General features: G+C 66.9%; 25 protein-coding genes. 14 read left to right on the top strand and 11 right to left on the bottom strand.

Annotated elements, in window-relative coordinates:
- Positions 1 to 29: 29 nt before the first annotated feature.
- The 4 genes from B4M62_RS07025 to B4M62_RS07010 all read right to left on the bottom strand — a co-directional run bounded on the left by B4M62_RS07025 (position 30) and on the right by B4M62_RS07010 (position 4,624).
- The gene (locus tag B4M62_RS07025) at positions 30 to 806 is read right to left on the bottom strand and encodes a crotonase/enoyl-CoA hydratase family protein (protein ID WP_290706264.1); all 777 of its coding nucleotides are present in this window, start codon (positions 804 to 806) and stop codon (positions 30 to 32) included.
- 7 nt (positions 807 to 813) lie between these two features.
- Positions 814 to 1,719: an oxidoreductase gene (locus B4M62_RS07020; RefSeq protein ID WP_290706263.1), complete on the bottom strand. Its 906-nt coding sequence runs from the start codon at positions 1,717 to 1,719 to the stop codon at positions 814 to 816.
- Between the two features lie 103 nt (positions 1,720 to 1,822).
- On the bottom strand, positions 1,823 to 2,950 hold the full coding sequence (locus B4M62_RS07015; protein ID WP_290706262.1) for an NAD(P)H-dependent flavin oxidoreductase: 1,128 nt from the start codon (positions 2,948 to 2,950) through the stop codon (positions 1,823 to 1,825).
- Between the two features lie 36 nt (positions 2,951 to 2,986).
- Entirely contained in the window at positions 2,987 to 4,624 is a 1,638-nt protein-coding gene (locus B4M62_RS07010) for an acyl-CoA synthetase (RefSeq protein WP_290706261.1), read from the bottom strand.
- A 69-nt stretch (positions 4,625 to 4,693) separates the two neighbouring features.
- Here B4M62_RS07010 and B4M62_RS07005 point away from each other — a divergent pair, with 69 nt between their 5' ends.
- The 4 genes from B4M62_RS07005 (at position 4,694) to B4M62_RS06990 (ending at position 8,841) form a co-directional block, all read left to right on the top strand.
- A complete protein-coding gene (locus tag B4M62_RS07005) occupies positions 4,694 to 5,503 on the top strand; it encodes a crotonase/enoyl-CoA hydratase family protein (RefSeq protein ID WP_290706260.1) in 810 nt (269 codons plus the stop codon).
- 82 nt (positions 5,504 to 5,585) lie between these two features.
- Complete coding sequence (locus tag B4M62_RS07000; protein WP_290706259.1) at positions 5,586 to 6,608, top strand: Zn-ribbon domain-containing OB-fold protein; 1,023 nt, start codon at positions 5,586 to 5,588, stop codon at positions 6,606 to 6,608.
- Positions 6,608 to 7,663, top strand: a complete 1,056-nt coding sequence (locus tag B4M62_RS06995; protein WP_290706258.1) for a thiolase domain-containing protein — start codon at positions 6,608 to 6,610, stop codon at positions 7,661 to 7,663. The genes B4M62_RS07000 and B4M62_RS06995 overlap by 1 nt, the downstream gene beginning before the upstream one ends.
- The gene (locus tag B4M62_RS06990) at positions 7,663 to 8,841 is read left to right on the top strand and encodes a thiolase domain-containing protein (RefSeq protein WP_290706257.1); all 1,179 of its coding nucleotides are present in this window, start codon (positions 7,663 to 7,665) and stop codon (positions 8,839 to 8,841) included. The genes B4M62_RS06995 and B4M62_RS06990 overlap by 1 nt, the downstream gene beginning before the upstream one ends.
- 81 nt (positions 8,842 to 8,922) lie before the next feature.
- Here B4M62_RS06990 and B4M62_RS06985 read toward each other — a convergent pair whose 3' ends face one another.
- Positions 8,923 to 9,360 (bottom strand): nuclear transport factor 2 family protein, encoded by a 438-nt coding sequence (locus B4M62_RS06985; protein WP_290706256.1) that lies wholly within the window; start codon positions 9,358 to 9,360, stop codon positions 8,923 to 8,925.
- On the bottom strand, positions 9,357 to 10,586 hold the full coding sequence (locus B4M62_RS06980) for a cytochrome P450 (protein WP_290706408.1): 1,230 nt from the start codon (positions 10,584 to 10,586) through the stop codon (positions 9,357 to 9,359). The genes B4M62_RS06985 and B4M62_RS06980 overlap by 4 nt, the downstream gene beginning before the upstream one ends.
- Before the next feature lie 220 nt (positions 10,587 to 10,806).
- On the opposite strand from B4M62_RS06980, the gene B4M62_RS06975 reads away from it, so the two are divergent.
- Positions 10,807 to 11,970: a steroid 3-ketoacyl-CoA thiolase gene (locus tag B4M62_RS06975; RefSeq protein WP_290706255.1), complete on the top strand. Its 1,164-nt coding sequence runs from the start codon at positions 10,807 to 10,809 to the stop codon at positions 11,968 to 11,970.
- Between the two features lie 4 nt (positions 11,971 to 11,974).
- On the top strand, positions 11,975 to 12,454 hold the full coding sequence (locus B4M62_RS06970; protein WP_290706254.1) for a nitroreductase family deazaflavin-dependent oxidoreductase: 480 nt from the start codon (positions 11,975 to 11,977) through the stop codon (positions 12,452 to 12,454).
- On the opposite strand, the gene B4M62_RS06965 is transcribed toward B4M62_RS06970, so the two are convergent.
- The gene (locus B4M62_RS06965) at positions 12,435 to 13,061 is read right to left on the bottom strand and encodes a TetR/AcrR family transcriptional regulator (protein WP_290706253.1); all 627 of its coding nucleotides are present in this window, start codon (positions 13,059 to 13,061) and stop codon (positions 12,435 to 12,437) included. The two genes, B4M62_RS06970 and B4M62_RS06965, sit on opposite strands and share 20 nt — an antisense overlap.
- A 108-nt stretch (positions 13,062 to 13,169) precedes the next feature.
- Between B4M62_RS06965 and B4M62_RS06960 the strand changes: the two genes are divergently transcribed.
- Together B4M62_RS06960 and B4M62_RS06955 are read left to right on the top strand one after the other, a co-directional pair.
- The gene (locus tag B4M62_RS06960; protein ID WP_290706252.1) at positions 13,170 to 14,429 is read left to right on the top strand and encodes a cytochrome P450; all 1,260 of its coding nucleotides are present in this window, start codon (positions 13,170 to 13,172) and stop codon (positions 14,427 to 14,429) included.
- Between the two features lie 19 nt (positions 14,430 to 14,448).
- Positions 14,449 to 14,904, top strand: coding sequence for a group III truncated hemoglobin (locus B4M62_RS06955; RefSeq protein WP_290706251.1), 456 nt, complete (start codon positions 14,449 to 14,451; stop codon positions 14,902 to 14,904).
- Between the two features lie 84 nt (positions 14,905 to 14,988).
- Here B4M62_RS06955 and fadD8 read toward each other — a convergent pair whose 3' ends face one another.
- On the bottom strand, positions 14,989 to 16,596 hold the full coding sequence (gene fadD8 / locus B4M62_RS06950) for a fatty-acid--CoA ligase FadD8 (protein WP_290706250.1): 1,608 nt from the start codon (positions 16,594 to 16,596) through the stop codon (positions 14,989 to 14,991).
- A gap of 173 nt (positions 16,597 to 16,769) precedes the next feature.
- Between fadD8 and B4M62_RS06945 the strand changes: the two genes are divergently transcribed.
- Positions 16,770 to 17,429, top strand: a complete 660-nt coding sequence (locus tag B4M62_RS06945) for a GNAT family N-acetyltransferase (RefSeq protein ID WP_290706249.1) — start codon at positions 16,770 to 16,772, stop codon at positions 17,427 to 17,429.
- Between the two features lie 72 nt (positions 17,430 to 17,501).
- Here B4M62_RS06945 and B4M62_RS06940 read toward each other — a convergent pair whose 3' ends face one another.
- Both B4M62_RS06940 and B4M62_RS06935 read right to left on the bottom strand, forming a co-directional pair.
- Positions 17,502 to 18,395 carry an SDR family oxidoreductase gene (locus B4M62_RS06940; protein ID WP_290706248.1) on the bottom strand — a complete coding sequence of 298 codons (894 nt, stop codon included), beginning with the start codon at positions 18,393 to 18,395 and terminating at the stop codon, positions 17,502 to 17,504.
- A gap of 34 nt (positions 18,396 to 18,429) precedes the next feature.
- A complete protein-coding gene (locus tag B4M62_RS06935; protein ID WP_290706247.1) occupies positions 18,430 to 19,224 on the bottom strand; it encodes an SDR family oxidoreductase in 795 nt (264 codons plus the stop codon).
- 83 nt (positions 19,225 to 19,307) lie between these two features.
- On the opposite strand from B4M62_RS06935, the gene echA20 reads away from it, so the two are divergent.
- The 5 genes from echA20 to B4M62_RS06910 all read left to right on the top strand — a co-directional run bounded on the left by echA20 (position 19,308) and on the right by B4M62_RS06910 (position 24,874).
- Complete coding sequence (gene echA20, locus B4M62_RS06930) at positions 19,308 to 20,090, top strand: (7aS)-7a-methyl-1,5-dioxo-2,3,5,6,7,7a-hexahydro-1H-indene-carboxyl-CoA hydrolase (RefSeq protein ID WP_290706246.1); 783 nt, start codon at positions 19,308 to 19,310, stop codon at positions 20,088 to 20,090.
- A complete protein-coding gene (locus B4M62_RS06925) occupies positions 20,090 to 20,980 on the top strand; it encodes a CoA transferase subunit A (protein WP_290706245.1) in 891 nt (296 codons plus the stop codon). The genes echA20 and B4M62_RS06925 overlap by 1 nt, the downstream gene beginning before the upstream one ends.
- Positions 20,977 to 21,738 (top strand): CoA-transferase subunit beta, encoded by a 762-nt coding sequence (locus tag B4M62_RS06920; RefSeq protein ID WP_290706244.1) that lies wholly within the window; start codon positions 20,977 to 20,979, stop codon positions 21,736 to 21,738. Before B4M62_RS06925 ends, B4M62_RS06920 begins: the two co-directional genes overlap by 4 nt.
- On the top strand, positions 21,735 to 22,820 hold the full coding sequence (locus B4M62_RS06915; RefSeq protein WP_290706243.1) for an NAD(P)H-dependent flavin oxidoreductase: 1,086 nt from the start codon (positions 21,735 to 21,737) through the stop codon (positions 22,818 to 22,820). The genes B4M62_RS06920 and B4M62_RS06915 overlap by 4 nt, the downstream gene beginning before the upstream one ends.
- Before the next feature lie 65 nt (positions 22,821 to 22,885).
- Positions 22,886 to 24,874 carry an acetoacetate--CoA ligase gene (locus B4M62_RS06910; RefSeq protein WP_290706242.1) on the top strand — a complete coding sequence of 663 codons (1,989 nt, stop codon included), beginning with the start codon at positions 22,886 to 22,888 and terminating at the stop codon, positions 24,872 to 24,874.
- A 78-nt stretch (positions 24,875 to 24,952) separates the two neighbouring features.
- On the opposite strand, the gene B4M62_RS06905 is transcribed toward B4M62_RS06910, so the two are convergent.
- Complete coding sequence (locus B4M62_RS06905; RefSeq protein WP_290706241.1) at positions 24,953 to 25,732, bottom strand: VOC family protein; 780 nt, start codon at positions 25,730 to 25,732, stop codon at positions 24,953 to 24,955.
- Positions 25,733 to 25,773 lie beyond the last annotated feature (41 nt).

The raw sequence follows: 25,773 nt of genomic DNA, 5'->3' as shown, positions 1-25,773 counted from the left end.
GCCGAGCGTGCCCGGCCCGCCGGTCGGGTTCAGTCCGTCCGCCACTTCGCGATCCGTACCTCATGCTCGGGATCCAAGTGCGCCAGCGGTTGCATCGCAGCAGCCATCCCCAGCACCGAGTCCAGCGATCCCGCCTGCGACTCCTGCAGCAGTCGCTTCGCCATCCGTAGTGCTTCACCAGGATTTTTCGCAATCCTCCCGGCCAACTCATCGGCGTCGGCGAGCAGGCGGTCATGCGGGACGACTCGGCTGACCAACCCCCACTCAAGCGCGGTGGCGGCATCGATCCGATCGCCGGTGAACGTCATTTCGGCCGCGCGCTCCCACCCGATGGCACGCGGCAAGAACCATGTTCCACCATCACCCGGAATGAGGCCGAGCGACACGAAGCTCTCTGCGAACGACGCGCGATCCGATGCGATTCGGATGTCGCACATCAGCGCCAGATCCAGTCCGGCCCCGATCGCGGCACCGTTGACCGCCGCGATGATCGGTACCTCCAGACCCTTCAGCGCCCGGGGGATGCGCTGAATGCCGGTGACGTAGGCCCGCCGTTTGGCGCGCTCGTCGACGCCGAACATGCCCTGCCGGTCGGCCATCTCCTTGACGTTGCCACCGGCGGAGAAGATCCGGCCCTCGCCGGTGAGGACTACGGCGCGGATATCGGCATCCTCGTTGGCGGCGTCGACTGCTGTCTCAATGGCCTCGATGACATCGGCGCCGGTGATGGCGTTGCCCACTTCCGGCCGGTTGATCGTCCAACTCTGAATATGGTCAATCGTCGCGACCACCAGTGGTGCACCCATGGCCGAACTATCGGGCGGCTTCGTCGACCGGCCGCGGCAGCCGATAGGTCACGTTGGTCATCGCCTCCGACGCGTCCCACAGCCGCCGCCATAGGTCCCGGTCTTCCGAGAGCTTTGACGACGGCGCCGAGCGCACCGGGCCGCGGGACTGCCCGAGCCCGCCGGTGGGCCCCCAGTACAGATGGGGATCGGCGTCGGGCTCGGTGGCGCCGAAGAGAATTGATTCAGCGGCCTTGGTCGGCCGGTGACCCCAAACCGAGGCGAAACCCTTCCCGAAGAAGTCAATCGGCGTCTCGGTGCGGGTGAACAGGTCGGTGCCCGACACCCCGGGGTGCACCGCGTAGGAGCGCAGTGGCGATCGGGCCTCGTCGAGTCGGCGCTGCAACTCGCGGGCGAACATCAGATTGGCCAGCTTCGACTGCGCATAGGCAAGGTTTCGCTGGTAGCGACGGTGCTCGTAATTGAGGTCGTCGATCCACAGCTTCGGCGTCTGCCGGTGCGCGATGCTGGCGACGGTGACGACGCGATCGGCGATCTGGTTGAGCAGCAGCCCGGTCAGCGCGAAGTGGCCGAGATGGTTGACGCCGAACTGCATCTCAAAGCCGTCCGCCGTGCGCTTGAGCGGTAGGTTCATCAGCCCGGCGTTGTTGATCAGCACGTCAAAGTCGCCGATCCGAGCGGCGAAGTCCCGCACCGAAGCAAGATTTGCGAGGTCGAGCGACTTGGGCCGCACGTCACCGGAGATGCCTTCGGCAACCAACTCCGCTTTCTTCGTATCCCGGCACGCCATGATGACCGTCGCCCCGCGCTCGGCGAGAACTCGTGTCACCACCTCGCCCAATCCGCCGTTCGCCCCGGTGATGACCACCGTGCGCCCGGACTGGTCACCAATCTGCGCTGTCGACCACGCCACGAGAATCCTTCCGCCAGGTGCGCCGCCGGAGAAGCCCTCGGCACCGCTCGAACTCAATTCGATCACATCGGCGGCGCGGCCGGGCCGATGGATCCGGCAACGACTACAACGTGGCGTCCAGCCGGGCGACGGCCGCCTCATATTCCGCGGCCAGATCGGTGATCAGTTCTGCGACTGGGGTGATCGCGTTCATCCGCCCGACGATCTGCCCCGCCGGCATGGCGATCACCTCGGGATCATCCGACGATGAGATGCGCGCGTGTGCCTCCCCGACGAGCAGGTTCTGCAACGGCATCGGCAGCGGTTCCGGCGCATCCGGCGCATCCCACGCGTCGGTCCACTTCGTCTTGAGGAGCCGCGCCGGCTTCCCGGAGTAGATCCGCCGGCGCACCGTGTCGCGCGAGGTGGCCTTGAGTAGCGCCTCCTGGACCGTGGACGGTCCGTCGCCCCTCGCCCCGAGTTTGTACTCGGCCGCCGTCAACCAGTAGGTCCCCATCCAAACCCCTTGGGCGCCAAGGGCGATCGCGGCGGCGATCTGCCGCCCACTCCCGACCCCGCCCGCCGCCAGCACCGGCGCGGTGTCCCCCACGGCATCGACGATTTCGGGCCACAGCACCATCGAAGTCACCTCACCGGTGTGACCGCCGCCCTCATACCCTTGCGCGATCACGATGTCGACGCCGGCCTGCACGTGGTGGCGCGCATGCTCGGTGGCGCCGGCCAAGGCCGCGACGGCGACGCCGTTCTGGTGGGCGAGCGCTATGACATCGTCGGGTGGCGATCCCAAGGCGTTGGCGATCAGCTTGATCTGTCCGTACTTGCCGGCATGTTTCATCGCCACGTCCACATGGCTGCGAGCGACCGAGTGCAGCCAGCCCAGCACCCCGGTATTGATCCGGCTGCCGTCGGGCAACGGAGGCACGCCGAGGTCGTCGAGGGTGCGCTCGACGAACGCCCGGTGCTCGGGCGAGATCATCGCATCGAGGTCGACCTTGGAACCCTCTGTGGGAATCTTCGCCGGCATGACGACGTCAACACCGAAGGGCTTACCCTCGGTCAGCTCACGCATCCGGTCAAGGGCTGCGTCGAGCTCGTCGGCCTCGTTGAACCGCACGCAGCCCAGCACGCCAAGGCCACCGGCACGACTGATCGCGGCGGCGACATCCTCGCTGGGGGTGAATCCAAAGATGGGGTACTCAATGCCGAAACGCTCGCTGAGCTGGGTCTTCACGGTGATTCCTGACGTCGTTGCAAGGGGGGAATGAACCTATTCGGCCTCGTCGGCGGGACGCGAATCGGTGATCGACGCCGCCCACCGGTAGTCGGGCTTACCCGCCGGTGAGCGTTTGACTTCGTCCACGAACCAGAGGGCGCGCGGCACCTTGTACCCGGCGAGTTCGGTCCGCACGACCTCGCCCAACCCGGCGAGTGAGGGCCGGGCGCCGTCACGACCGGCGATCACCGCGGCGACCCGCTGACCGAACCGTTCGTCGGGAATGCCGACGACCGATACGTCGAAGACATCGGGATGGCCTTTGAGTGCGGCTTCGACTTCTTCCGGGAAGACCTTCTCGCCGCCGGAGTTGATCGATACCGAACCGCGCCCGAGCATCGTGATGGTGCCATCGGCCTCGAGGGTCGCAAAGTCGCCGGGCAGGGAGAACCGGACTCCGGCGTAGTCGACGAAAGTTGCGGCGGACTTCGCTGGATCGTTGTGGTAGCAGAGGGGTACGTGGCCCGAACGGGCGAGCATCCCGACCTCCCCGCTACCCGGCTCGACGGCCGTGCCATCGGCCCGCAGTACGTGGGTCTCCGGATCGGCCTTCACCCGTGGTGCGCCGACGTGGCTTTCCCCCTTGACGACGACGCTCATCCCACCGAAGCCGGTTTCCGAGGAGCCGATCGCGTCGACGATCACCGCGTTCGGGAAGGCAGCGACATAGCGGTCCTTGACCGTGGGCGAGAAGAGGGCCGCTGAGGAGGCTACCGACACCAGCGTCGACGCGTCGTAGTCGCCGGCCTCGAAGGCTTCGATCATGGGGCGGCCCATCGCGTCGCCGGTGATGAAGACGACGTTGACACCGTGACGCTCAATGATCTGCCATACCTGCCGCGCGTCGAAGTCGGGATAGACGACGGCCTTGCCGCCCGCGAACAACGACTGGAAGATGGCCCATTGCGATCCGCCGTGGATGAACGGGGGGACGGGGAAGCGCACCAATTGCCCCCCCTCGGCGCCTGCCTTGGCCAGCTGCCACTCGTCGGCAACCGGTTCCCCGGAGTACCAGTCGATTCCGCCGCCGAGGACTCGCCAGACGTCCTCCTGGCGCCAGACCACTCCCTTTGGCTTCCCGGTGGTGCCGCCGGTGTAGAGGAGGTAGAGGTCGTCGTCGGCCCGCTCGGAAAAGTCCCGCTCGGCCGACGACGCGGCGATCGCATCCTCGAACGACTGGACGACGACGCCCTGCGCCCGCTCGCCGCCGCATTCGCGCGGCGAGTCCCCGGACCCGCCGATGACGATCCGATGGGTAATCGATGTGGAGCAGTTCTGCAACGTGTTGCAGACACGGTCGGTGTAGTGGTCCTCGTGAATCAACACGGTCATGCCGGAGTCGGTGAAGATGTGCTCGAGTTCGGCTTCGACATACCGGAAGTTGACGTTTGCCATCACGGCGCGCACCTTGAAGATGGCGAGCATCGATTCAACGGCCTCGATGGTGTTTCTGCTGTACAGGCCTACCGCGTCGCCGGGCTTTACTCCCGCGTCGAGGAGTGCGTGCGCAAGGCGGTTCGCGCGCTCCTCGAGGTCGGCGTAGGTGCGCGACAGCTCCCCGGACTCGAGCGCGACACGCTCGGGCATCAAGTCCACGGCATGCTCGATCAGGTCGGCAATGGTAAAGGCCACCCCTTGAAACTAGAACGTGTTACTGTTCCATGCAAGCATTTTCCGAACCCCGCGCCAATCGGAGCATCGATGCCCACCACCACCACCGAACGTGAACCGGAGTGCCTCGTCGAAAAGCGCGGCCACACGCTGATCGTCACCATGAACCGGCCGGAAGCACGCAACGCGCTGTCGACTGAGATGATGGCGATCATGGAGCAGGCGTGGGACACCGTCGACGCTGATCCCGATATCCGGGTGGCGGTCCTGACCGGCGCCGGCGGCTACTTCTGCGCGGGCGCGGACCTCAAGTCGATGAACAAGACCGCTCCCGGCGATCGCTTCGCCACCGAGAGCAGCTGGGATCTGACCCGGCTGCCGGCGCTACTCAAGGGACGCCGCCTGACCAAGCCGCTGATCGCGGCGGTCGAGGGCCCGGCCATTGCCGGGGGCACCGAGATCCTGCAGGGCACCGACATCCGGGTCGCCGGCGAGAGCGCCAAGTTCGGGGTCTCCGAGGCGCGGTGGGGTTTGTTCCCGCTGGGCGGCAGCGCGGTCCGCCTCGTCCGCCAAATTCCCTACACCGTCGCCTGCGACATCCTGCTGACCGGTCGGCACGTCAGTGCCGCGGAGGCTCTCGAGTACGGCCTGATCGGGCATGTGGTGCCGGACGGTGCGGCGCTCGACAAAGCGCTGGAGCTCGCCGGGCAGATCGCCGCCAACGGCCCGCTGGCCGTACAGGCGATCCTCAAGACGATCCGAGATTCCGAAGGCATGCACGAGGAGGAGGCCTTCAAGATCGACGCCGAACTCGGCAAGGCCGTCTTCGAGTCCGCCGACGCGAAGATCGGGCCACGGGCGTTTGTCAATAAGGAGAAGCCCGTCTTCACCGGGAAGTAAGAGTAGAACAGGTTCAGGCCGGAAGAGCACGGTTTCAACTGTTCCTTGCGCTCCAAGATTAGAACGTGTTCTAGTGGAGTTTGTGAGCACAAGCCCGATCACTGATCCCGTCGCGGAGGTGCCCGCACCCACCACGACGATCCTGTCTGCACCGTTGACCAACAACTTCGACTACACCCGGTCGCTGGGCCCGGTCCTATCTCAGTTCGCCCTCGCACTGCGCGCCGGCCGCATCCTGGGCTCGCGCAGCGCAGACGGCAGAATCTACGCTCCCCCCGTCGAATTCGACCCGGCGACCGGCCGGCTCTCGACCGACCTGGTCGAGGTCGGTGCCGTCGGCACCGTGACCGGCTGGACGTGGGAATCCAGTCCCGCCGGGGCACAGCCCGCCGCCGCGCCGTTCGCCTGGGCCCTAATCCGCCTCGACGGCGCCGACACCGCGCTGCTGCACGCCGTGCTCGCACCGTCGGCCGGCGCCATGAGCACCGGGATGCGCGTGCGGGCGGTATGGCGCGCGGCGCGCACCGGACTGATCACCGACATCAGACATTTCGAGCCGGGCGACGTCGCGGCCGAAGCACCCGCCAACACCGCTGGACTGCCCGGCGAAACCGACGGCAACGTCATCGTCACCACGCCGATCGCCACCGCGATCACCCACTCGGCCTCAGAAGCCGAGTCGGTGTACCTGGCTGGGATGGCGCGGGGCAAGCTGATCGGCAACCGGATGGCCGCCGGCGTCGACGAGGGGCGCGTCTACTTCCCGCCCCGCGACGTCAGCCCCGCCGACGGCGCCCCCGCCGCCGAGTATGTCGATCTGCCCGATACCGGCATCGTCACCACCTTCTGCATCGTCAACGTCCCATTCCAGGGCCAGAAGATCAAGCCGCCCTATGTGGCGGCGTACGTCCTGATCGACGGCACCGACATCCCGTTCCTGCACCTGATCCTGGACTGCCCCGCCGACGAGGTCCGGATGGGAATGCGAGTGAAGGCGGTCTGGCTTCCCGACGACCAGTGGGAGCACTCGATGGGCAACATCAGTCACTTCCGTCCGACCGGCGAGCCCGACGCCGATTACGACAGCTACCAGGAGTACGTGTGATGACGCCTCGAAGGATCGCAATCGTCGGCTTCGCGCACAGCCCGAATGTCACTGATTCCCCCGGCACCACCAACGGTGTCGAAATGCTGATCCCGTGCTTCGACAAGCTCTACGCCGACCTCGGAATCACCCGAACCGATATCGGCTTCTGGTGCAGCGGATCGTCGGACTACCTTGCGGGGCGGGCATTCTCGTTCATCTCGGCGATCGACTCAATCGGCGCGATGCCGCCGATAAACGAGTCGCACCTGGAGATGGACGCGGCGTGGGCGGCATACGAGGCCTACGTCAAGATTGCCACCGGCGAGGTCGAGACCGCACTGGCCTATGGCTTCGGCAAGTCCAGCGCTTCCGACGTCGACCTGACGCTCGCCTTGCAGACCGACCCATACACCGTGGCCCCCCTGTGGCCGCGCGCGAGTTCGCTCAGCGCGTTGCAGGCGCGGGCCGGGGTGGATTCAGGCGCGTGGAGCGAAGCCGACATGGCCGCCGTCGCGGCCCGCACCTCCGGCCGGCCGGTCGACGAGTTGCTCGCTGCCGACTATGTCGCAAATCCGCTCCGGGCCCATGACATCGCGCCGTACACCGATGCCGGCGCGGCCGTCATCCTCGCCAGCGAGGAGCGGGCGCGCGAACTGGTCGCCAACCCGGCCTTCATCACCGGCTGGGACCACCGGATCGACTCGCCCAACTTCGGTGCGCGCGACCTGACCATCTCACCGTCGACCGAGCTGGCCGGCGACCACGCCTTCGGCGATCGGAGCCGCTCGGTGGACGTCGCCGAAATCCACGCGGCAGTCACGCACGAAGAGCTGATCGTGCGACAGGCACTCCGCCTGCCCGAATCGGTCCGGATCAACCCATCCGGCGGGGCGCTAACCGGAAACTCACTGTTCTCGGCCGGATTGCAGCGCATCGGCTACGCCGCGCACGCCATCTTGACCGGCGACGCGAAGACCGCCGTCGCCCATGCGTCCGGCGGACCGGTGCTGCAGCAGAACATGGTCGTCACCCTGGCGGCCGCGAGTGAACTGACCTCTGGGGGACAACGCTGATGGGCCACCTCAATCGCGCCGCGGTACTGGGCACCGGGCAGACCAAGTACGTGGCCAAGCGTCACGACGTCACGATGGCCGGTATGTGTCGCGAAGCGATCGATCGCGCGTTGACCGACGCCAATGTGACGATTGACGAGATCGACGCCATCGTCGTGGGCAAGGCACCAGACCTGTTCGAAGGCGCAATGATCCCCGAGTTCGCGATGGCCGAGGCGCTCGGTGCCGTCGGCAAGCCGCTCCTGCGCGTGCATACCGCCGGCTCGGTGGGCGGATCGACGGCCAACCTGGCCGCGTCACTCGTCTTCGCGGGGATCCACCAGCGCGTACTCGCCGTCGCCTGGGAGAAGCAGTCCGAGTCGAACGCGATGTGGGCGCTGTCGATCCCGGTGCCGTTCACCAAGCCGGTCGGCGCAGGCGCAGGCGGATTCTTCGCCCCCCACGTCCGCTCCTACATCCGACGATCCGGTGCGCCGCCGCATGTCGGTGCAATCGTGGCCGCCAAAGACCGGCGCAACGGAGCAACGAACCCGCTGGCCCATCTGCATCAGCCGGACGTGACCGTCGAGAAGATCATGGAGTCCCAGATGCTGTGGGACCCAATCCGATTCGATGAGACGTGCCCCTCCTCCGACGGCGCGTGCGCGGTGGTGATCGGCGCGGAGGAGGTGGCAGACTCAGCCGTCGCCGCCGGCAATCCGGTGGCCTGGATCCATGCGACCGCGATGCGTACCGAACCCTTGAACTACGCGCACCGCAACGTGGTGAGTCCGCAGGCCGGGCGGGATGCGTCGGCGGCGCTGTGGAAGGCCGCCGGCATCACCAATCCACTCGAAGAGATCGATGCCGCCGAGATCTACGTGCCCTTCTCCTGGTTCGAACCGATGTGGCTCGAGAACCTCGGTTTCATGCCCCAGAACGAAGGCTGGAAACTGACCGAGGCCGGCGAAACGGAGATAGGCGGCAAGCTCCCGGTCAACGCGTCCGGCGGCGTCTTGTCGTCGAACCCGATTGGCGCATCGGGCATGATCCGGTTTGCCGAGGCCGCGATTCAGGTCATGGGCAAGGCCGGCGATCACCAGGTCCCCAACGCCCGCAAGGCCCTTGGTCACGCCTATGGCGGTGGGTCGCAATACTTCTCGATGTGGTTGGTCGGCGCCGACAAGCCGACGACCTGAAAACAACTTCGTCCGAGATAGCGGTCGGCTAGGGCATACACCCCTCAGCGACCGCTATCTCGGACGAAGTTTGCCGGTCGGCTACGCCGGACGCAGCGACTGTATGGTCTTCTCGACTTCCCAGAAGGCACGCAGGGCGGCGAGGTGGCCGTCGGCGTCGGCCCGGTAGGTGAACACGCCGCGGGACTCGGAAATGTGGCCGCCGATGTGCGTCACGATCTTGCCGATGTAGGCGACCTCACTGCCGCAGATGATCTCCTCGTCGAACTCGAAGTCGATCTTCTCGGTGGTGCCCACTGTCTTATCCCAGAACTCGGATAGTTCCTGAGCGCCGCGGTGGCCGGTGCCCTCTTCGTCGAACATTGACGGCCCGACCGGGTCCTCGACGGTACCGTTCGCAGCGAAGTTGGCCAGCCAGGCGTCCTTGTCACGGGCCTCAACAGCCGCGCGCGAGCGATGACCCGCCAACACGGCCGGGTGATTCTCGCGGTCGATGTTCAGGTAGGCAGGGGTGCTCACTTAGCACCGGTGCCGTAGTCGACCTGCAACTCCTTGATGCCGTTGATCCAGCCGTGCCGCAGGCGACGCGGCGCCTCCAGTTTGGTGATGTCGGGCACGAGATCGGCCAGCGCGTTGAACATCAGGCTGATCTCCATGCGGGCCAGGTTGGCGCCGACACAGAAGTGCGAGCCGTTGCCGCCGAAGCCGACATGCGGGTTCGGATCACGCAAGATGTTGAAGGTGAACGGGTCTTCAAAGACCTCTTCGTCGTAGTTCGCCGAGCCGTAGAACATGCCGACGCGGTCGCCCTCCTTGATCTTCACGCCACGGATCTCGGTGTCCCGGATCGCGGTGCGCTGGAAGGCGTTGACCGGGGTCGCCCAGCGGACGATCTCGTCGACGGCGGTGGCCGGCCGGTCGCGCTTGAAGATCTCCCACTGCTCGGGGTTGTCGAGGAAGGCATTCATCCCGTGTGTGATCGCGTTACGCGTCGTTTCGTTGCCGGCGACGGTCAACAGGATGAAGAAGTAGCCGAACTCGATCTCGTCGAGCGACTGCCCGTCGATATCGGCGGTGACCAGCGTGGTGACGATGTCCTCGGCCGGGCACTTGCGACGGGCCTCGGCCATGTTGTACCCGTAGCCGAGAATCTCCGCGGAGGCGACGTCGGGCGGGGTGGTGAACTCGGGGTCGTCGGCGTTCATCATCGAGTTCGACCAGTCGAAAAGCTTCATCCGGTCTTCTTGCGGAACTCCGAGGAGATCGGCGATCGCCATCAGCGGCAGGTCGACGGCGACCTGGTGGACGAAGTCGCCATGGCCCGTCGCGGCCGCCTCCCGCACGATCTTGCGCGCCGCCTCGTCGAGCGCCTCCTCCAGGCCGTGGACGGCCTTGGGGGTGAACGCCTTGGAGACGACCTTGCGCAGTCGGGTGTGCTCGGGCGGATCGTGGTTGATCAGCAGTGCCTTGGTGATCTCCATCGCCTCGGGCGGCATGTCATCCTCAAAGCGCATGATGACGCCCTTGGCGTTGGTCGACCAGTCATCGTTGTTCTTGGAGATGTCGCGAATATCGGCGTGCTTGGAGACGACCCAGTAGCCGCCGTCGGTGAAGCCGCCACCCTTGCCGGGCTCCTGCGCGTTCCACCAGACCGGCGCAGTCGTGCGCAAGCAGGCGAACTCCTCCATCGGAATACCCTGCTCCAAGAGCGCGGGGCTGGTGAAGTCCCAGCCTTTTTCGCTCATGAACGGACACTGCGCCGCGTCGTCTCCCTGCGAGACCACGGTGTCATTCGCCTGGGTCACGTCAATACCTCTTCCAACAGTGTCCCGGCCGGACTGCAACCGGACAGGAACGTGTTCCAATTTCGTGTGGCCCTCACTCTGCCACAGGCATAGACATCGAACAAGAACTTGTTCTAGTTTTGAGTCTGAAGTCCCTAAGCAAACGGAAGTAGGAATCACCATGGGTGTCCCGGTAATCGTAGAGGCGGCGCGGACGCCGATCGGCAAGCGCAACGGCTGGCTGTCCGGCCTGCACGCCACCGAGATCCTCGGTGCGGCCCAACGCGGCGTCATCGAGCGCGCAGGGATCGACCCCGAGCTCGTCGAGCAGGTCATCGGCGGCTGCGTCATGCAGGTCGGCGAACAGGGCAACAATGTCACCCGCACCGCCTGGCTGCATGCCGGACTGCCGTGGCAGACCGGCGCCACCACCATCGACTGCCAGTGCGGCTCCGCACAGCAGGCGAACCACCTGATCGCGGGGCTGATCGCCACGGACACCATCGACGTCGGCGTCGCCTGCGGTATCGAGGCAATGAGCCACGTACCGCTCGGCGCGAACGTCGGCGAGAACGCCGGTCCACGCCGCCCCGAGTCCTGGGATATCGACATGCCCAACCAGTTCGACGCGGCCGAGCGGATCGCCGACCGCCGCGGCATCACCCGGGCCGACCTCGACGCCTTCGGCCTGCGCAGCCAGCAGTTGGCCAAACAGGCCTGGGCGGAGGGCCGCTTCGACCGCGAAATCCTCACCGTCATCGCCCCCGAGCGCACCAAAGAGGGCGAGCTGACCGGCGAAAAGCTGACCGTCAACCGCGACCAGGGGCTGCGCGACACCACCGCCGAGTCGCTGGCCGGCCTCAAGCCGGTCATCGAGGGTGGCCGCCATACGGCCGGCACCTCGTCGCAGATCTCCGACGGTGCCGCCGCGGTCCTGCTGATGGACGAGGACAAAGCCAAGGCACTCGGCCTCAAGCCACGGGCCCGCCTGCGCGCGCAGGCACTGGTCGGCGCGGAGCCGTACTACCACCTCGACGGCCCGGTGCAGGCCACCGAACGAGTACTGGCCAAGGCCGGGATGTCGATCGGTGACCTCGACCTCTTCGAGGTCAACGAGGCCTTCGCGGCGGTCGTACTCAGCTGGGCCAGCGTGCACAACCCCGACATGAACAAGGTGAATGTCAACGGCGGCGCCATCGCGCTGGGGCACCCCGTCGGATCCACCGGGTCGCGCCTGATCACCACCGCCCTACACGAGTTGGAGCGGCGCGACGGCGAGACGGCGCTGATCACCATGTGTGCCGGCGGCGCGTTGTCCACCGGCACCATCATCGAGCGGATCTAGCGCCATGGATGCCGCCCGCCGCCCGGCACAACTCGACTCACCGATCGTTGCACGCGTCATCCGACTCGGTTCCCGCCTCAACACGCGGCTGTACCGGGCGACGGGCGGCCGCCTCGGCGGCACCTGGCGGGTGGGCGCGGCCCTGCGCAAACCCGCGCCGGTCTGCCTGCTCACGACAATCGGCCGCAAGTCGGGCGAGCCGCGGACAGCACCGCTGATCTATCTGCGCGACGGGCAGCGATTCATCGTCGTCGCGTCGCAGGGCGGTTCGCCGCGGCACCCGGCCTGGTACCTGAATCTGCAGGCCAATCCTGCGGTGACGATCCAGGTTGGCAGGGAAACGTACTCGCTGGTGGCGCGGACGGCGTCCGCGGCAGAGCGTGCCGACCTCTGGCCGCGACTGGTCGACCTCTACGCCGACTTCGACGCCTACGACGCATGGACGCAGCGCGAAATCCCCGTCGTCATCTGTGCGTCGGCGTAGGCAAGGAGACTGAGCTCAATTCTCGGATCGCTGCGCCCGTCCACCGATCGAGGAACGCGGTGAGTTCCGTGGCGTCGCGCTTGCCATCGTCGAGGACGAGAGACTGCAGCGTCCGCAGGATGATGTCGGCGATATCGGCGAGCTGACTCTCCCCAAAACCCCAGGACGCCCAGTCGACGGCCATCCGCGCCATCACCGAACGCGCGAAGCCCCGCCCCACCTCGGAGGTGAAGTCACCGACGACGGGCAGGCTCAATTGGTCGCCGCGCAGCACGAGCCCGACATAGGCGTCATCGGCCAGCGCTGACATCACCGCAATCAACCCCTGTACCACCGCCTCGTCGGGGCGGGTGAAATCCCGCAATTCGGCGGCCACGCGGTCAAGGAGGCCGCCGACCGCCCCCATCGCCGTCGCGGCAAGCAGGTCGACGGTGCTCGGGAAGTACCGGTACACGGTCTGGCGGGTCACCCCGAGGTGGCGGGCGACGTCGGTCAGACTTGTCGCCGCACCCTTCGCGTCGATCACCGCGCGGGTAGCGGCGAGGATGCGCGCGACCGCCTCGTCGTCGTCGATGGGCGGATGACCGCCCCAGCCGTGGGTGCGCATGGGCCCTCAGCCTATCGGGTCGTCGACCAAAACCATCGACCATACATACAGAGTATTGGTGTATGGTGTGGTGACTGTCACCACAGCCAACCCCGCGGGAGGACCGCCATGACCGCAGCCGCACAGACCTGCCCGATCGGCAAGGGATTCGACTTCGCCGACCCCGAACTACTCGAACGCGGGATGCCGGTCGCCGAGTTCGCCCAGCTCCGCAAGACGGCCCCGGTCTGGTGGAATGAGCAGCCCACCCTCACCCCCATCTTCGGTGACGACGGCTTCTGGGTGATCTCCAAGCACCGCGACATCCGCGACATCTCCAAAGACAGCGGACTGTGGTCGACCAATGCCAAGGGCGCGATCGTCCGCCTGCCCGAGTACATGGAGCCCGAGCAACTCGAGTTCACCAAGGCCCTCCTGATCAACCACGACCCGCCCGAGCACACCCGTCTACGCAAGATCGTGTCGCGGATCTTCACCCCCCGCGCCGTGCACGCACTCGAAGACACCTTGACCGAGACGGCGCGCCAGGTGGTCGAAGAGGCGTTAGCCAAGGGCTCCGGGAACTTCGTCGACGACGTGGCCATCCACCTGCCACTCAAAGCGATCATGGACCTGCTCGGTGTACCCGAGGCCGACCGTGGGCGCATTCACCAGCTCGTCGACTCAATCATCAACAGCGACGATCCCGACCAGCCCTTCGACCCGATCACCGCCAACGCCGAGCTGATGGCCTACGCGTATCAGATGGCCGAGGATCGTCGAAAGAATCCGACCGACGACATCGTCACCACCCTCGTGCAGGCCGGCGAGGACGGCGAGGCGATGACCGAGATCGAATTCGGCTTCTTCGTCATCTTGCTCATCACCGCGGGCAATGAAACGACCCGCAATGCCACCAGCCACGGCATGAACGCCTTCTTCGACAACCCCGACCAGTGGGAGCTGTTCAAGGCCGATCGTCCCACGGCCACCGCCGTCGACGAGGTGCTGCGCTGGTCCACGCCCGTGCACGCCTTCCAACGCACCGCCACCGCGGACACTCAGGTCGGCGGGGTCGACATCGCCGCCGGCCAACGAGTCGGACTGTTCTACAGCTCAGCCAACTACGACGAAGAGGTCTTCGACGATCCGTTCTCCTTCACAATCACCCGAGACCCGAATCCGCACTTGGCTTTTGGCGGCAACGGCGCGCACTTCTGCATCGGCGCCAACCTGGCCCGGATGGAACTCGGCCTGATCTTCAACGCCATCGCCGACGTCATGCCCGACATCAGCCGAGTCAGCGAAATCAAGCGGGTGCGGTCGGGCTGGCTCAATGGTGTGAAGGGTCTCGGCGTCGACTACGGCTGCCCCGTCGGAAAGTCCTGACCGGCGTAGGGTCGAAGGCATGACCGGCTCGGAGGTGGGTGACCTCGCCGACCGGGACGATGTCGCTGCACTTCTCGACGACTTCTACCGGCGCGCCTTTGCCGACGACCTGCTGCGGCCGGTCTTCGTCGACATCGCCCAGATGGATCTGGCGGAGCACATTCCCGCCATCACCGACTTCTGGTGCAAGACCGTCCTGCGGCAGGGGACCTATAAGCGCAACGTGCTCGTCCCGCACAAGGAACTGCAGGAGAAGGCGCAGCTGGGCGCCGCACACTTTGAGCGGTGGCTGCAGATCTGGCAACAGACCGTCGACGACCGGCACGCCGGCCCCAACGCCGACCTGGCCAAGTTGCAGGCCGCGCGGATCGCCTTCTCGATGTGCCGCACGGTGACCGGCGAGGTCCCGACCGCTATCGGCGCCTTGCTTGCCGACAGCGGTCACCAACTCGGCGCCCATCACCCGGCAGGCTGAGCGGACACCTTGGGATCTGCCGAATACTCGCGCTCCGAAGGAGTGGCTCCCTGTACGACCCGGCCAGTCGCAGATCTCAGGGGATTAACCGACGCCGCGTTCGCTGCCCTCCCAGAACCTGGCACGCAGCGCCTTCTTATCCGGCTTACCCAGCGCGGTGAGCGGCAGAGCGTCGACGAAGTACACGTGCTTGGGCGCCTGCACCGCTCCCTTGCGCTCCTTCACGGCGACCTTGAGTTCATCGGCGATCACGTTGCGCGCCTCCTCGGTTGCACCGACACCGTCGCGCAGGACGACGACAGCGGTGACCGCCTCCCCCCACTTCTCGTCGGGCGCACCGACGACGCCGACCTGGGCGATCGCCGCATGCTCGGCGATGACGTCCTCCACCTCGCGTGGGAAGACGTTGAAGCCACCGGAGACGATCATGTCCTTGGTGCGGTCGACGATGAACCAGAAGCCGTCGGCGTCCTCCCGCGCGACGTCACCGGTGTGCAGCCAACCGTCGGGCGTGAAGGTCTCCTCGGTCTGCTCGGGCAGACCCAAATATCCACCGGCCAGCAACGGGCCGGAAACGCAGATCTCGCCGGGCTCGCCGCGCGCGACCTCGTTGCCGTCCGCGTCGAGCAGCGCAGTGCGCAGAAAGGCCGACGGCCGGCCGCAGCTACCCAGCCGCGCCGGATCATGCTCGTCGCGTCGCAGGTAGCTGATGACCATGGGCGCCTCGGACTGGCCGTAGTACTGGGCGAAGATCGGGCCGAATCGCTCGATGGCCTCGGCCAGGCGCACGGGGTTGATCGGCGAGGCGCCGTAGTAGACGGTCTGCAGCGATGAAAGGTCCCGCGTACGCGAATCGGGATGGTCCATGAGCGCGTAGAGCATCGACGGCACGAGCATTGTCGCGCTGATGCGCTGTTCCTCAATCGTCTTGAGCACCACTGCCGGGTCGAAGGCCGGGAGCACGATCATCGTGCCGCCCTTCATCAGCGTCGGGGTGAAGAAAGCGGCACCCGCGTGCGATAGCGGGGTGCACATGAGGAAGCGCGGATGCTCCGGCCATTCCCACTCGGCCAGTTGGATCTGGGTCATGGTGGACATGGCGCGCGCGGTGCCGATGACGCCCTTCGGCTTGCCCGTCGTGCCACCGGTGTAGGTGATCGAGACGACGTGGTCCGGCGCCAGCCGGGCGGCCTGCAGCGGTTGCGGATCGAACTCGGCGGCCACCGCGATCAGATCGGTGCCGACGTCGGCGAGTTCGGGCGGGACGGGCCCAAGGGTCAGGACCTGTTTGAGGCCGGGCACCTTTGCCAGTAGTTCGGCGGCCCGCTCGACGAACTTGGGAATCGGGTCGATGATCAGCGTCGACACGCCGGCGTCGTCGAGGACGAAGGCGTGATCGTCAGCGGATCCGAGTGGGTGCAGTGCCGTGCGACGGTAGCCCTGCGTCTGACCCGCGCCGATCACCAGCAGCACCTCGGGACGGTTGAGCGCGAGCAGCCCCACGGGGGTACCGGAACCGGCACCGACCGCTGCGAATGCCTGGACGTAGGTACTGATCGCCTCGGCCATCGCCGCACCGGTCAGCTCGACGTCGCCGAGCTGCAACACGTTGCGGTCACGGTGGCGGCGCAGCGCGGCCACCAGAAAGTCGCCGAGATGAATGTCGCCGCGGAGGAGGTCGATGTCAGTCATCACTTCAGACTAGGACGTGTTCTAGTTCTGGGACAGCACACAGCTATTATTCGCTGTTCACCACGGGTGTACGGTGCGTGATTGCGACCTGGAACGTGTTACATCTCTGTGTCTTGAAAGCTACTCCTCAGTAGACTCACCAGTAACAACGTTCCGGCACTACGATCGGCAACATGACCGATCTGGACCAGACCACCGCCCGCCGCGACATCACCGACGCGCTCATCACCGCGCTCGAGCGTCGTCACGAAGTTCTCGACGCTGTCGTCGACGCCGAGAACCGTGCCGCCGCCGTCGACGCCATCGCGACCCTGCTCGGCAAGTCGAAGCTCGGCGCCGAAGCCGTACTCGGGATGTCCTTCTACCAACTCACCAAAGACCAGCGCCGCCGCAACCAGGCCGAACTCGACGACCTCAACTCAGCCCTGACCTTCACCCTCGCCGAGCGCCCCGCGTCCAGCGGCGACACCCTCGACCTGCGCCCGTTCTCACCGGACAGTGATGCCGACCTGTTCAAGGTCCGCACCGATGAACAGGGGATCGCCGGCGATGGTTCGGGTGCCCCGGCCGGCGACCTGGACACCGAAATCGCCGCCGCCGCCCACCGCGTCGACGACGAGGAGGCCGTCTGGCTGGTCGCGACCGAGCAGAGCGCCAAGGTTGGCCTGGTCATGGCCGAGTTGCACGATGGCGAGGTGGATGTGCGCATCTGGATCACCCCAGATCGCCGCAAGCAGGGCTATGGCATGGCCACCCTGCGCAAGTCGCGCTCAGAAATGGCGGCCTACTTCCCCGGTGTCCCGATGGTCGTCCGCGGGCCCAGCGGCGCGTAGCCCACAGACGGCGAAAGTGCCGGGGTTCATCGTCTACCTGGCGACGGAATCCCGGCACTTTCGATATTCGCCCTAACGAGCGCCGTAGACCGGGACGGGCGCCGGCGACTCGGCGACGAGCGTGTCGACGACGGCGCCCACCTCGGCGGGCTCCCACCGGGCGCCCTTGTCGCGTGACGCGGCCCGCTGCCAGGCGTCGAGGAGGGTAATCGTCCCGCCCTCGACCTCGAAGACGCGGCCGGTCACGTCGGCAGCAGCCGAACCGAGCCACACGACCAGCGGGGAGATGTTGGCCGGGTCCATCGCGTCGAAGGAGCCGTCGGCCGGCGGCGCCATCTGCGCGGCCATCGCCTCGCCGGCACCCATCGTCATCTGGGTGCGCGCGGCCGGGGCGATCGCGTTCACGGCGATACCGTAGCCGCCCAACTCCGCGGCCGCCTGGATGGTCAGCTCGGCGATCGCCGCCTTCGCCGCGGCGTAGTTGCCCTGCCCGACCGACCCGAACAGGCCCGCTCCCGACGACGTGTTGACGACGCGAGCGGCACGCTGCGCGCCGGCCTTGGACTGCGCGCGCCAATAGTCAGCGGCGTGGCGCAAGACGACGAAGTGCCCTTTGAGGTGAACCCGGACGACCGCGTCCCACTCGTCTTCGGACAGCGACACCAGCATCCGGTCGCGCAGGAATCCGGCATTGTTGACCACGGTGTCCAGCCCGCCGAATTCGCGAATCGCGGTAGCCACCAACTCGGCACCGGCCGTCCAGTCGGCGACGTCCGCGCCGTCGGCGACGGCGTTGCCGCCGCCGGCAACGATCTCGTCGACGACCGCCTGCGCAGCGTCGGCATTGAAGTCGTTCACCACGACGGCGGCCCCGTCGGCGGCGAAGGCCAGCGCATGGGCGCGGCCGATGCCCTGGCCCGCGCCGGTGACGATGACGACGCGGTCGGTGCTCAGCAGGTCAGACATGGATGCTCCTTGATTCGACGAGAGATGGGGTTGGTCAAACGCGGTTGTCGGCGTTGCCGGCAGCGAGGAAGGCGGGCTTCTCGCCACCGCCGTGGACGGTCAGCGCCGACCCGGTGACGTAGGCGGCCAGCGGGGACAGCAGGAAGGCGACGGCGTTCCCGATGTCGGCGGGCGAAGCGAGTCGCCCCATCGGAATCGTCTTGCCGACGGCCGCAATCCCGTCGTCGTCGCCGTAGTGCAGATGGGAGAGTTCGGTCTGCACCGGCCCGCAGACCACCGAGTTGATCCGCACCGCAGGCGCCCACTCGACAGCCAGACTCTGCGTGAGGTTGTCGAGTCCGGCCTTCGCAGCACCATATGCCGAGGTGCCCGGCGACGGTCGGTGCCCGCTGACACTGGACACGTTGACGATGGCACCGCCGCCGGGTTGCGTCGACATCACGGCGTGCGCGGCACGAGCAACGACCAGCGGGGCAACCAGGTTCAACTCGACGATCTTGCGCGCGAAGTTGTCCGAAGCATCCGCGGCCAATGCGAACGGTGATCCACCGGCATTGTTCACCACGCCGTGGATCCGGCCGTGCTTGGCGACGATGGCCGCGATCATCGCAGACACGGCGCCGGAGTCGCGGACATCGCAGGGGTGGAAGTCGAAGCCGGACTCGTTCGGATCTGGCGCAGTGCGCCCGCAGATGACGGGGACTGCGCCGAGCCCGTTGAGCACGCCGGCAATTCCCGCGCCGACACCACGCGCGCCGCCGGTGATCAAGACGACCGCACCGGCAAGACCCAAGTCGACGCCGGAAGGGGTATGACGCTCTGCAGACATGAGTGCTACTCTACCAAACAACCAAGCATTTGCTTGGTTCGCTTTCGCGAGCAACGCATCGACGCAACGACGAGGAGCTTCTCGTGCCCATCACGACCACCCGCGGTGAACCGGGGTCCCACGACGCCGGGATCGTCACCGTCACCGTCGACTTCCCACCGGTCAACGCCCTGCCCAGTGCAGCCTGGTTCGAACTGGCCGACACGATTCTCGCCGCCGGCGCGGACCCGACCACCAGCGTCGTGATCCTGCGCGCCGAAGGCCGCGGCTTCAACGCCGGGGTCGACATCAAGGAGATGCAGGCCACCAGCGGATTCGGCGCGCTCATCGCCGCCAACCAGGGCTGCGCGGCCGCCTTCTCCGCCGTCTACGACTGCGCGGTACCCGTCGTCGTCGCCGTCAACGGCTTCTGCGTGGGCGGCGGCATCGGGCTGGTCGGCAATGCCGATGTCATCGTCGCCTCCGACGACGCGGTGTTCGGCCTGCCCGAGGTTGACCGCGGTGCCCTCGGCGCGGCCACGCACCTCGCCCGGCTGGTACCGCAACACATGATGCGCACGCTCTACTACACCGCACAGAATGCGACCGCCCAGCAGCTCCACCAGTTCGGCTCGGTCTACCGCGTCGTCCCGCGCGCGGAACTCCTCGAGGCGGCCCTCGACGTCGCCCGGAAGATCGCCGACAAGGACACCCGCGTCATCCGCGCCGCGAAGGCGGCGATCAACGGCATCGACCCGATCGACGTGAAGAACAGCTACCTGCTCGAGCAGCGCTACACCTACGAGCTGAACCTGGCCGGCGTCGCCGACGAACATCGTGACGCCTTCGTCGCCGACAGTGGATCGTCAGCGAAAGGAGCAAAGTGATGGCAACGGACAAGACTTCGACGCTTGACGCCGTGATCGCCGAGGTGCGCGATGGGATGACCATCGGCATCGGCGGCTGGGGTTCGCGGCGCAAGCCGATGGCCCTGGTGCGGGCGCTGGCTCGCTCCGACGTCAAGGATCTCACCGTGGTGACCTACGGCGGCCCCGATCTCGGCCTGCTCTGCGAGGCCGGGAAGGTGGCCAAGGCCTACTACGGCTTCGTGTCGCTGGACTCCGCGCCGTTCTACGATCCGTGGTTCGCCAAGGCGCGCACCGCCGGCGCAATCACCGTGCGCGAGATGGACGAGGGCATGATCAAATGCGGCCTGGAGGCCGCCGCGGCCCGTCTGCCCTTCCTGCCGATTCGCGCCGGCCTCGGCTCGGACGTGCCGAATTTCTGGGATGGCGAGCTGAAGACCGTCGTCTCCCCATATGCAGATAGTGACGGCCGCACCCAGACGCTCATCGCGATGCCCGCACTGCGCCTGGACGCGGCGTTCGTGCACCTCGACCGCGCCGACGCGCACGGCAACGCCGCCTACACCGGCATCGACCCGTATTTCGACGATCTGTTCCTCGCCGCGGCCGACCGTCGCTACCTCGAGGCCGACGAGGTTGTGTCGACCGAGGAATTGGTCGGCTCCGTCGAGCGCGAGCGGCTGCTGATCAACCGGATGAACGTCGACCGCGTGATCCACACGCCGGGCGGCGCCCACTTCACCTTCAGCGGCTCCTACGGCCGCGACGAGGCATTCCAGCGGTTCTACGTCGAGCAGGCCGGCGACGAGCAGACGTGGGCAGCGTTCAAGCATCGCTTCCTCGACGTCGACGAGCAGACTTACCAGCGCGAGGTTTCCGCGTGGCAGGCGCAGCAGGAGGACAACAAGTGAGCACCGACGGTACCGATATCACCCGCGCCGAATACTGCGTGGCCGCCTGCGCCGACATCTTCACCGGTGCCGGCGAGATCATGGCCTCCCCCATGGCCCCCACCCCGCTGCTCGGCGCCCGACTGGCCCGCCTCACCACCGAGCCCGACCTGCTGATCACCGACGGCGAGGCACTCATCTTCGCCGACACTCCCGCCATCGGCAGGCCTGGTCCGATCGAAGGCTGGATGCCGTTTCGCCGGGTGTTCGACGTCGTCGCGTCGGGCCGTCGCCACGTCGTGATGGGCGCCAACCAGATCGACCGGTTCGGCAACCAGAACCTGTCGGCCTTCGGTCCGCTGCAGCATCCGACCCGTCAGATGTTCGGTGTGCGCGGCGCCCCCGGCAACACGATCAACCACCCGACGAGCTACTGGGTGCCCCGCCATTCGGCGCGGGTGTTCGTCGACGCTGTCGACATCGTGTCCGGCGTCGGCTTCGACAAGGTCGACCCGGCCAACCCGGCCTTCGACCACCTCAACATCCACCGCGTCGTCACCAATCTCGGGGTGTTCGGCTTCAGTGGCCCCGACCACTCGATGCGCGCATTGTCGCTGCACCCCGGCGTGACCGCCGACGAGGTGGCCGAGAACACGACCTTCGAGATCGACGGGCTCGCCGACGCACCGACCACCGCGACACCGACCGCCGAGCAGCTACGGATCATCCGAGAGGTGCTGGACCCCAAGGGCGTTCGCAACCGAGAGGTGAAGTCGTGAGTGCGCCGACCCTGGCCACCCGGTTCACCGAGCTGGTCGGAGTCAAGTACCCGATCGTGCAGACCGGGATGGGTTGGGTATCGGGCCCCGCGCTGACCTCCGCGACAGCCAACGCCGGCGGCCTGGGCATCCTCGCCTCGGCGACGATGACCTTTGCCGAACTCGAGGCGGCCATCGTCAAGACGAAGTCGTTGACCGACAAGCCTTTCGGGGTGAATATGCGCGCCGACGCGACCGACGCGCCGGAACGGATCGACCTGCTCATCCGCGAGGGCGTCAAGGTCGCCTCCTTCGCGCTGGCCCCCAAGCCCGAGCTGATCGCCAAGCTCAAGGACCACGGCGTCGTCGTCATCCCGTCGATCGGGGCCGCCAAGCATGCGGTGAAAGTCGCCTCCTGGGGCGCCGACGCAGTCATCGTGCAGGGTGGCGAGGGCGGCGGACACACCGGCCCGGTCGCCACGACGCTGCTGCTGCCGTCGGTGATCGATGCGCTCGCCGACGACAACGGCGTGACGTCGATTCCCGTCGTCGCAGCCGGCGGATTCTTCGACGGACGCGGCCTGGTCGCCGCACTGGCCTACGGCGCCGAAGGCGTTGCGATGGGCACCCGTTTCTTGCTGACGTCGGATTCGGTCGTGCCCGATTCGGTCAAGCAGGAGTACCTGCAGCGCGGACTGAGCGACACGGTCGTGTCGACGAAGGTCGACGGCATGCCGCACCGGGTGCTGCGCACCGAACTGGTGGAGGCCTTGGAGAGTGGCTCGCGCGTGCGTGCCCTGACGGCCGCGGCGCGCAACGCCAACGAGTTCAAGCAGATGACCGGCATGCGCTGGACGACCATGCTGCGCGACGGCCGGTCGATGAAGAAGTCCGGTGAGCGCTCCTGGCAGCAGATCATCATGGCCGGCAACACCCCGATGCTCCTGAAGGCCGGGCTCGTCGAGGGCAATACCGAGGCCGGCGTGCTGGCGTCTGGGCAGGTGGTCGGAATGATCGATGATTTGCCGTCCTGCGCCGAGTTGATCGAATCGATAATGACGACGGCACATGCTCGGCTGGCGGCGCTGCGCACCTACATCTAGCAAACCGCGTCGAAATCTCAGTTAGTCACTAGTAACTAAATGCCCCTTCAGCGATAATGTCGGACATGCGCAGTGAATCTGTTGAGCCGTTGTGGACCCCCGACGCTGATCGGGTCGCCCGGGCCCGAATCACCGATTTCGCCGCCTTCACCGGCCGAGGTTCCGACGACTACGCAGCTTTGTGGGAGTGGTCGGTTTCCGACCTTGAAGGCTTCTGGGGCGCGATCTGGAGTTTCTTCGGCCTCGATGCGGTGAGTAGCTATGACAGCGTGCTGGCCGACGCCACCATGCCCGGCGCGCAGTGGTTCTCCGGCGCGACGGTGAACTTCGCCGAGTTCCTCCTGCAGCCGGGCGAGCCTGACGATGTCGCGGTGATCGCCACCGACGAGTCCGGCGCATCCACCACCTGGACCCGCCAGCGCCTGCGCGACGAGGCCGGGTCGCTGGCCGCCACCCTCGCCAAGGCTGGGGTGGCACGGGGCGATGTCGTCGCCGGCTATCTGCCGCACATCGCGGAGACCATCGTCGCCCTCGCCGCCACCGCGTCGCTGGGCGCAATCTGGTCCGGCGTCGGGCAGGACTACGTCGCCGACGCGGCGATCGACCGGTTCGGTCAGCTCGAGCCGAAGGTACTGATCACCGCCACCGGCTATCACTTCAACGGCCGCACCCATGACCGCCGCGACGATGTGTCCCGGTTGCGCGCCGGCTTGCCGAGCGTGACCACCACGATCGTCGTGCCGCGCACCGGATTCGACGGCGATGGCCTCGGGATGAGCTGGGCCGACGCGGTCGCCGAACCGGCCGCCTTTGCCCCCGTCCGCGTCCCCTTCGACCATCCGCTCTGGGTCCTCTTCTCGTCCGGAACCACCGGTATCCCCAAGGGATTGGTCCACGGGCACGGCGGGATCCTCGTCGAGCTGCTCAAGCAACTTGGACTGCACTGGGACTTGGGCCCCGGCGATCGCCTGTTCTGGTACACCTCGCCGAGCTGGATGATGTGGAACGCCCAGATCGCCGCCCTGGCCGTCGGCGCGTCGGTGATCTGTTACGACGGGTCGCCGTCCTTTCCCGATCCGGCCGCGATGTGGGATCTCGTCGATCGGCATGCGGCCACCTTCTTCGGCACCAGCCCCGGCTACCTGCTGGCCAGCCAGACGGCGGGCGTGGTGCCCATCAGTGGTACGCGCACGCTGGCGTCGCTGCGGTCGATGGGCTCGACCGGCTCACCGCTCTCCCCCGACGTACACCGCTGGCAGGCGGCGCAGCTCCCCGACGTCCCACTGTGGTCGCTGTCCGGCGGCACCGACGTGTGCAGCGCCTTCATCGCCGGTGTCCCCACCGTCCCGACATGGCCCGGCGAGCTATCGGTGCGCTGCCTCGGAGCGGCCATCGAAGCGTGGGGGCCCGACGGGAAGCCGGTGCCAGACGGTCAGCCCGGCGCCGGGAGCGAAGCGAGCGGGCCAATTCAATACGGCGAGCTTGTCCTGACCAAACCGCTGCCGAGCATGCCGGTGCAGCTGTGGCACGACCCCGACGGGCAGCGGTACCGCAACGCCTACTTCGAGATGTTCCCGACTGCGTGGCGGCAGGGCGACTGGATAACCCTGACCGAGCGCGGGAGCGTCGTCATCCACGGGCGTTCCGACTCGACGTTGAACCGGCACGGGATCCGGATGGGCAGCGCCGACATCTATGCCGCGGTCGACACCGTCGACGGGGTGGCCGAGTCACTGGTGATCGGTGCCGAACAGCCCGACGGCTCCTACTGGATGCCGCTGTTCGTCGTGCTCGAGCACGGCCGCGAACTCGACCAGCAGCTGATCGACCAGATCAAGTCCCGCATCCGCGAACGCGCATCGGCCCGCCACGTCCCCGACGAGGTCATCGCCATCCCCGGCGTCCCGCACACGCGTACCGGAAAGAAGCTCGAAGTTCCTGTCAAGCGCCTTCTCCAGGGCGCCGACGTCGGCGACGTCGTCAACCCGGCATCGGTGGACAACCCCGATCTCCTCGCGGTGTTCGCCGAACTGGCCATCCGGCGTACCGGCTAGCAACAGTCCTGCGAAGATCCGGCCCGCTCCGGGGTGCTGGTGTGACTATCACGCCGCAGGGTCGTCACGGTGCGGATCTCAGCTCGACTCCGCTGGAGCCTTACCGATGCTGATGACCGCGCCGAGGGGGTCGACGACGGTTGCCAGGATGCCCCACGGGGTTGCGTCTGGGCCGACGATGATCGTGCCACCTAGATCCACGACCTTCTGCAGGGTCGTCTCGACGTCGTCGACGGTGATGTACACGCCCCACGTGGACGGTGCACCCTCGGCCAGCATGCCGCTCGCGTCCATGATCCCGGCGTAGGAGGTGTCGCCCCAGAAGAGCTGCGTGTAGTTGCCGGGAGCGCCCTCGACGGCTTGCGCGCGGGCCGCAAAGACATTCTCGTAGAACGGTATTGCGGCCGATTGGCCGAGGGTGAGGCTCTCAAACCAGTACGGCGCACCGGGCACCCCCCACTCACTGAAGCCGGTGTGCGTGTCGGACTCCCACGCGCCAATCGCGGCGCCGGCCGGATCGATGAACACCGCCATCGTCCCCTCGTCCCCGACCTTCATCGGTTCGACCAGGACCTGGCCGCCGGCCTTCGCCGCTGCTCGGGACGTCGCCGCCGCATCGGTGGTGCGCAGGTACACCGACCAGACGTTTTCTGGACTGCCGCTGTTCGGCATGCTCGGCATCATCCCGGCGACGCGCCTACCGTTGAGGATGAAGTTTTGGTAGCCGCCAAACTCGGTGTTGGCGACCTCGGCGGCCCAGCCGAAGACCTCGTTGTAAAACGAGGCCGCGGTGACCGGATCGTTGGTGGCGAGATCGAACCAGATGGGAGCGCCGACCGGCGCGGAGTAGGCAGTCATGTCTACGATTGTTCGCCCGCCGCCAGTTGATGTCCAGTGTG

This window comes from Gordonia sp. UBA5067 (assembly GCF_002414845.1).
GTDB classification, from domain to species: domain Bacteria; phylum Actinomycetota; class Actinomycetes; order Mycobacteriales; family Mycobacteriaceae; genus Gordonia; species Gordonia defluvii.
The sequence above is the reverse complement of the archived record's forward strand: the minus strand, read 5'-3'. Positions and strand labels throughout refer to the sequence as shown.